4 protein-coding genes are annotated in these 4,656 nt (G+C 50.7%); 1 reads left to right on the top strand and 3 read right to left on the bottom strand.

Annotated elements, in window-relative coordinates; translation table 11 throughout:
- Positions 1 to 450: 450 nt before the first annotated feature.
- Both cysS and cysE read right to left on the bottom strand, forming a co-directional pair.
- Positions 451 to 1,848 carry a cysteine--tRNA ligase gene (gene cysS, locus PHS07_04200; protein ID MDD4607495.1) on the bottom strand — a complete coding sequence of 466 codons (1,398 nt, stop codon included), beginning with the start codon at positions 1,846 to 1,848 and terminating at the stop codon, positions 451 to 453.
- A gap of 1 nt (position 1,849) precedes the next feature.
- Positions 1,850 to 2,506 carry a serine O-acetyltransferase gene (cysE, locus tag PHS07_04195; protein ID MDD4607494.1) on the bottom strand — a complete coding sequence of 219 codons (657 nt, stop codon included), beginning with the start codon at positions 2,504 to 2,506 and terminating at the stop codon, positions 1,850 to 1,852.
- A gap of 217 nt (positions 2,507 to 2,723) precedes the next feature.
- On the opposite strand from cysE, the gene PHS07_04190 reads away from it, so the two are divergent.
- Positions 2,724 to 3,701 (top strand): hypothetical protein, encoded by a 978-nt coding sequence (locus PHS07_04190; protein ID MDD4607493.1) that lies wholly within the window; start codon positions 2,724 to 2,726, stop codon positions 3,699 to 3,701.
- 53 nt (positions 3,702 to 3,754) lie between these two features.
- On the opposite strand, the gene PHS07_04185 is transcribed toward PHS07_04190, so the two are convergent.
- Positions 3,755 to 4,636 (bottom strand): RsiV family protein, encoded by an 882-nt coding sequence (locus PHS07_04185; GenBank protein MDD4607492.1) that lies wholly within the window; start codon positions 4,634 to 4,636, stop codon positions 3,755 to 3,757.
- Between the last annotated feature and the right edge of the window lie 20 nt (positions 4,637 to 4,656).

Here is a 4,656-nt window from a genome sequence, read left to right as displayed (position 1 = left end):
TTCCAACGCATACAGTTCCTATCACGCATACTCTTTCGTTTTTATGCTTTTCAAATATAGCGTTTAGTGTGTTTATCGTTTCATTTATTGTAAATATTCCGGACATTGAATATTTCTCCTGTTAGTAAAGTTTTTCTGATTCCCAATAATATCATTTTTAACCTTTTGTGTCAAATATATATAACTAAATTTAAATATCTAATACAATTTTATCATTAAGATAGTGATATATATAAAACCGAAACTCCCATCCCCTGCCCCTTCCCCGCGCGGCGGTGAAGGGGTGGAACGCGAAAAAGAGCACTGCAATGCCCGCTGGGCATTGCAGTGCTCTTAAAAAGGCTTCGCCTTTGGAGCTTGCCATATCATTATCATTAGGGCAATAAAAACATAAAATATAAGTTTTATTAACAAAAGGCTACGCTATACGCACAGCCTTTTATTTTTAATTTAAGCTCTTCTCCACTTGACTCCCTGAGCGGTGTCCTCCAGGATTATCCCCTTGCTCTTCAGCTCGTCGCGGATTTTGTCCGCCTCGGTGAAGTTTTTGGACTTTTTGGCCTGCGTACGCTTTTCTATAAGCTCCTCGACCTCTTTTTCCAGGCTGTCTCCCTCGGGCTTCAGGAAGCCCAGCAGTCCCGCCAACTCGTTGTACAGTCCCTTTGCGTGGGACAGGAACGCGCGGGAGGGGAATGGGAGGTTAACCAGCGCGGAGTTTATGTCACTCACCAGCTCGAAGAGCTGGGAGGTCGCGTTTGCGGTGTTGAAGTCGTCGTCCAGCGCCTCGATGAAGCAGGTTTTGCGTCCTTCAAGCGCGTTGAGGACTGCCTTTTCGTCCTCGCTCAGCGCCCTCTCCTCCGCCTTTTCAAGCGTGAAGGACAGGTTGTCCCCGCAGGCGTGGATGCGCTCCAGCGACGCCTTGGCGCTGGTGAGGGTCTGCTCGGTGAAATTGACGGGAGTGCGGTAGTGGCTGGATAAAAGGAAGAAGCGGATGGACTGGTATCCGAAGCGCTCCGCTGCGTCCCGCACGGTGAAAAAATTGTTTTCGGACTTGCTCATCTTCTTGCTGTCCACATTGATAAAGCCGTTGTGCAGCCAGTACTTGACGAAGGGCTTGCCCGTCGCCGCCTCGGACTGCGCCCGCTCGTTCTCATGGTGCGGGAACACCAAATCCTGCCCGCCGCAGTGGATGTCGATGCTCTCCCCGAGCAGTTTGCCGGACATGGCGGAGCACTCTATATGCCAGCCGGGTCGTCCCATCCCCCAGGGGGATTGCCACGCGGGTTCGCCGGGCTTCTGCGCCTTCCACAAAGCGAAGTCCATGGGCTCGCGCTTTGTTTCCCCTGTGTCCACGCGCGCGCCGGCCTCCAGCTCGTCTATTGGCATACCGGAGAGCTTTCCGTAGCCTCCGAAGGCGGAGGGCGAGAAGTAGACATCACCCTGCGCCTCGTAGGCGAAGCCCTTTTCCATCAGTGTGCTTATCAGCTGTATTATGGCATCGATATTCTCCGTGGCTCTGGGATGGCAGGTAGCTGGGGTTATACCCAGCCCCTGTGCGTCCTTTTTATATTCCGTTATATACTTCTCGGCTATTGCTGCGACCGTTGTGTCCTCGGCGTTTGCCTTGCGGATCATTTTGTCGTCTATATCGGTGAAGTTCTGTACATATTTTACCTTATAGCCCCTGTATTCCAGAAAGCGGCGCAGGGTATCGAACACGATGAAGCAGCGGGCGTTGCCCACATGGAAAAGGTTGTATACAGTGGGACCGCATACATACATTTTTACCTCATCGCCAAGTGGGACAAACTGCTCCTTCTTGCGGGACAGGGTGTTATATAGAAAGATATTATTGTCCATTTTCTTTTTTCTCCGTTTCGGATATAATTTTTTCGAGCTGTTCCACCTTAAAGCGCAGTCGACAAAGCTCCTGGGAGACGGGGTCCGGGGTATGTATCTGGTCCACGTCCTGTACAGGGGCAAGCTTTTTGTCGCCCACCTTGACAATCCTCGCGGGGACGCCCACGGCTGTGGCGTTGTCCGGCACCTCGGAGAGCACTACCGCACCCGCCGCTATTTTGGCATTGTCCCCTACCTTGAAGGGGCCGAGGATTTTAGCTCCCGAGCCGACAAGCACGTTGTTGCCCAGCGTGGGATGGCGCTTGCCCGTGTCCTTGCCCGTGCCTCCGAGGGTTACTCCCTGATAGAGTATGCAGTTTTCGCCTACCTCGGCGGTTTCGCCTATGACTACTCCCGAGCCGTGGTCGATGAACAGTCCGCGACCTATTGTTGCTCCGGGGTGGATTTCGATGCCTGTGAGGAAGCGCGCCTGCTGGCTTATCCAGCGGGCTATAAAGCGGTGTCCCCTTGTGTGGAACCAGTGGGCTATTCGGTAATAGATGAGGGCGTGAAGTCCGGAATAGAGGAAAAAGACCTCCGCCGAGCTTTTCGCCGCGGGGTCCCGTTCGCGGATTATTTTGATGTCGTATTTTATCTTTTCAAACATATATAAATATCCTAAATTCGTATTATATTTGAAGCGGTGTTTTCCCACTATATTATATCCCTATTATATAGTATGCCGCGTGAATTGTAAATATCGTTATGAATATGTTCAATTACGAGAAAATTATATATTTGATATTTTTATTACTTGACATGGACATGGCAATTATGTAATATTATAACAAATACCCAAATTATAGGAAAGGTAGGGATGTCAGATGAAAAAAGCTTATGCGATGATCGTTTTGGCGGCGTTTCTGGCAGGATTGCTGAGTATCGGAGCCTCCGCTGTCCCCGCGATAGGACTGGAGATACCCAAGGCGCAGTCCGAACCGGCGTGTGACGGGTCCTTTGACGCGGCGGAGTGGGCAAACGCCTGGCACGTGGAGATGAACACGAGCGATCCCGGCTATGTCCGCACGGCGGGTGGACTTGAAACAGCCTATGTCATGGATTTCGACTTCTATATGATGTGGGACCCCGAAAACCTGTACATAGCTGTCCTTTGCGACGGGGACAAAACTCCCACGCCCAAGAAGATGGAATCGGGCATGGACACGCGGGACAACACCATCCGTGGCGACGGTTTTCAACTACTTATAAATCCAACAGGCATACAGGATAAGCTGGGTGTGGACACGGACACAACCTATGGCTCCGGCTTTTTGTGGACTGACTTCTACTGCGAATACGCACAAGGTGTAAATCCCTTCACCTGGGCGTACGCTCCCTACGACGGGGACTCCATAGACGCTATGCCTGCCGGTGCTCTTGGCTATACTATCGGCTCCAAGCGCGACGGGACAAAATGGGTCATCGAAATTAAAGCGCCCTGGAAGGTCCTCAACGCGGACTGCTCGGGCGGCTACAACGAATGGGACCTCAAAATCCCACGTGTGACGGGGGACAAGATATCCTTCGAGTTCAACACGCTGGACTTCGACGGCACGGGACAGCAGGCGCGCTTCGGTATGACTCCCGACGGCAACTGGACTGAATACAACTGTAATACCTTTAAGGTATACACCCTTGTGGACAGTCCGGCCGGTATAGCTCCAGTAGCGGACACTCCCGCTCCGGCACAGGAGGGGACAAGCGCTCCCAAAACGTTTGACGGCATATATATATTCGTCCTCGCGGGAGCGGGTGCGGCGGCGACACTGCTATTTGTCCGCAAGCTGCACCGGGTAAGGTAGACAATTGGGTTTATAAAAGACAGGAGCGTTATGTTCCTGTCTTTTTATGTTGATTATTTTCTTATATCCTTCAAATCAGACCATGGGATTTTTACTTCTATTGTGCCGTATGCGTAGGGAGCTATTGTGTATGGATTGAAGATGAGCGTCAATCCTTCTTCGGTTACCTTGAAGGTGTTGTCTGACAGGGCGGCGACGCAGGCGTCCTTTACCTCTGTTCTCAAGGATGGATTGGCGTCTATTTCCTCCCTGCTGTAATATCCCACGTTGACGTATTTATTCTTATCTGCATACATAATATCGAAGCTGCGCTCCGCGAGGACACGCGCGTACTCTGAGTTATCCTTAAATAAATCGACTAACAGGATACGCTGGCCTGTCAAGGCGTCGAAATTGTCCGAATAGGAATTGTGCATGGGATGAACTGCACCTGCCAGATATGTGTAGTCCGTTTGAATAACATTTATATATTTATCGGAAAATTCCAGCTTATATTCATGTTCGTATTCAATACCGCCGCCCATAAGCGGGTCAGAGGAGTCCTTTATGGAAAGAGCTTCCGCTTTGATTGACTCGAAGCGCTGCTTCATATAATCGTTTATGGACTGGGAATTCGCTCCCGTAAACTGGGGGAGGGATATGCTTATATTAACGGCGGTCCCGTTAGAGGGGTCGCCGGAGTCCTCAGTATAGACGAGTGAGGAGCCTTCCTTTAAGCTGTCCTGCGGCGGCTCGGTTGTCGGCTCTGTGGTTTGCTGTGTTGGTTCGGTTTGTGTCGGAGCTTCGGTAGCAGCTGAGCTATCCTCCTGCGTTGCCGGAATGGTTGTTTCCGTCGGGGTGGTGGGATTAAAAATATCCTTTATCTGTTGGCAGCCGCTAAGCACAAATAGGGACAGAAGCAGTACAACGGCGGTTATTTTTTTTAAACAGTTCATTTTTTACAAGCCTTTCAATT

The sequence above is a fragment of the Patescibacteria group bacterium genome (assembly GCA_028707495.1).
Taxonomy (GTDB): Bacteria; Patescibacteriota; Patescibacteriia; order UBA2591; family JAQWAS01; genus JAQWAS01.
This window is presented reverse-complemented; position numbering and strand designations above follow the sequence as displayed.

Excerpts from the sequence above, each read along its gene's own strand:
- cysE (MDD4607494.1), bottom strand. The coding sequence starts at position 2,506 with ATGTTTGAAAAGATAAAATACGACATCAAAATAATCCGCGAACGGGAC.
- PHS07_04190 (MDD4607493.1), top strand. The coding sequence starts at position 2,724 with ATGAAAAAAGCTTATGCGATGATCGTTTTGGCGGCGTTTCTGGCAGGA.
- PHS07_04185 (MDD4607492.1), bottom strand. The coding sequence starts at position 4,636 with ATGAACTGTTTAAAAAAAATAACCGCCGTTGTACTGCTTCTGTCCCTA.